This window comes from Amycolatopsis kentuckyensis (genome assembly GCF_002155975.1).
In the GTDB taxonomy this organism is placed as follows: Bacteria; Actinomycetota; Actinomycetes; order Mycobacteriales; family Pseudonocardiaceae; genus Amycolatopsis; species Amycolatopsis kentuckyensis.
Genome location: NZ_MUMI01000670.1, coordinates 1 through 2,470 on the forward strand (window position 1 = coordinate 1; position 2,470 = coordinate 2,470).

The 2,470-nt window shown below is 69.9% G+C and carries 2 protein-coding genes; both read right to left on the reverse strand.

Annotated features, from left to right (window positions below):
• Window positions 1-220: 220 nt before the first annotated feature.
• Window positions 221-1,279: a tartrate dehydrogenase gene (locus CCN39_RS45265; protein ID WP_086853071.1), complete on the reverse strand. Its 1,059-nt coding sequence runs from the start codon at window positions 1,277-1,279 to the stop codon at window positions 221-223.
• A partial coding sequence (locus CCN39_RS45270; protein WP_086853072.1) for an NAD-dependent succinate-semialdehyde dehydrogenase occupies window positions 1,276-2,470 on the reverse strand: 1,195 nt, incomplete at its 5' end. The genes CCN39_RS45265 and CCN39_RS45270, both read right to left, overlap by 4 nt.

The following is a 2,470-nucleotide window of genomic DNA, read 5'->3' on the forward strand; positions in this document are numbered from 1 at the left end:
GAGAGCGGCGCCGTACCCGCTCAGGCCGATCGTGTAGGCCCACGGCGGGTACGGCCCCGCTCTCTCCACTCCCTGCACCAGCCAGCCGCGTACGGCCACGCCGCCGCGAAGCCGTTCCAGGTAACCGGATCTGTCCGGGTTCTCGCACTCGAAGCACATCGGTGACTCCTCCCCCTCGGTGGGCTCGTGGTCCACCGTGCCGGAGGGCACCGACAAAAACTCAGCCCAGCGCTTCGGCCACCGCCGTGCCGAGGCGTTCTGTGGTATCCGTGCCGCCGAGGTCGGGCGTGCGCACCCGGCCCTCGTCGAGCACCCGGTCCACCGCGGCGCGGATCGCTTGCGCCGCACCGGTTTCGCCCAGGTGTTCGGCCAGCATCGCGGCCGCCAGGATCTGGGCCACGGGGTTGGCGATCCCCTGTCCCGCGATGTCCGGAGCGCTCCCGTGGACCGCCTCGAACATCGACGGGAATTCACCTGATGGGTTGATGTTTCCGGACGGTGCCATGCCGAGCCCGCCGGTGATCGCGGCCGCGAGGTCGCTCAGGATGTCGCCGAAGAGGTTCGACGCCACCACGATGTCGAGCCGGTCGGGCGCCTGGACCATCCGCGCCGCCAGCGCGTCGACGTGCATCTGTTCACTGCGGACATCGGGGAACTCCGCCGCGACTTCGGCGAAGATCTCGTCCCAGAACGGCATCGAGTGGATCAGGCCGTTCGACTTCGTCGCCGAGCAGACGGCCGAGGACCTCGTCCGGGCCAGTTCGAACGCGTACCGGATGATCCGCGTGACGCCGACCCGCGTGAAAACCGACTCCTGCAGCACGAATTCGTCCGGCCGGCCGGCGTTGTGCCGCCCGCCGATCGCCGAGTACTCCCCTTCGGAGTTCTCCCGGACGATGACCAGCTCCAGTTCCTCGGCCTTCCGCCCGGCCAGCACGGACGTCGTCCCCGGCAGCAGCCGCACCGGCCGCAGGTTGACGTACTGCTGGAACGCCCGGCGCAGCGGGATCAGCAAGCCCCACAGCGAAACGTGGTCCGGAACGCCGGGAAAGCCGACCGCGCCGAGCAGGATCCCGTCGAACGCCGAGAGCCGCGAAACCCCGTCGTCCGGCATCATCGCGCCGACCCGGGCGTACCGCTCACAGCTCCAGTCGAACTCCGTCCACTCCAGCGAAAAACCGAAGAGAGCCGACGCCCGGTCGAGGACCTTGCGGGCCTCGACCGTGACGTCCACGCCGATCCCGTCGCCGGGGATGCTCGCGATGCGGTAGGCCGTCACAGGGCCACCGCGATGTACTTGGTCTCGAGGAACTCGTCGATGCCGACCGAGCCGCCTTCCCGGCCGAGCCCGGACTGCTTGATCCCGCCGAACGGCGCCGCCGGGTTCGACACGATCCCCTGGTTGAGCCCGATCATCCCGGCCTCCAAGGCTTCCGAGACCCGCAGCGCGCGCTTGAGGTCGCTGGTGAAGACGTAGGAAACCAGCCCGAACTCGGTGTCGTTCGCCTTCGCGACGGCCTCTTCCTCGGTGTCGAACGGCGTGATCGGGGCGACCGGCCCGAAGATCTCCTCGTGCGTCAGCCGCGCCTCCTGCGGGACGTCGGTGAGCACGGTGGCCTGGTAGAAGTGGCCCGGCCCGTCGACACCCGAGCCGCCGGTGAGCACCTTCGCGCCGCGGTCGGTGGCGTCCTTGACCAGCTCGGTCACCTTGTCCACGGCGTTCTGGTCGATCAGCGGGCCGACCACGACGTCCTGCTCGGTGCCGCGGCCCATCGGCAGCGCCTGCATGCGCTCGGTCAGCCGCCGCGCGAACTCGTCGACGACGCCGCGCTGCACGTAGAACCGGTTCGCCGCGGTGCACGCCTCGCCGATGTTGCGCATCTTCGCCTGCATCGCCCCGTCGACGGCGGCGTCCATGTCCGCGTCCTCGAAGACCAGGAAGGGCGCGTTGCCGCCCAGCTCCATCGAAGTCCGCAGGACCTTGTCGGCGCACTGCTCCAAGAGCTTGCGGCCGACGCCGGTGGAGCCGGTGAAGGACAGCTTGCGGGCACGGCCGTCGCGGATCAGCGGCTCCATCACGCCACCGGAGTCGGTCGTCGTGACGACGTTGAGCACGCCTTCGGGCAGGCCCGCCTCGGCGAGGATGCCGGCCAGGGCGAGCATCGACAGCGGCGTCTGCGCGGCCGGCTTGATCACCGACGTGCAGCCCGCGGCGATCGCCGGGCCGATCTTGCGCGTGCCCATCGCCATCGGGAAGTTCCACGGCGTGATCAGCAGCGTCGGCCCGACCGGCTGCTTCGTGATCAGGAACCGGCCCGCGCCGTTCGGGGCGGTCGCGTAGCCGCCGTCGATGCGGACGGCTTCCTCGGCGAACCAGCGGAAGAACTCCGCGGCGTAGGCGATCTCGCCCTTGGACTCGGCGAGCGGCTTGCCCATCTCCAGGGTCATCAGCAGCGCCAGTTCTTCCTGG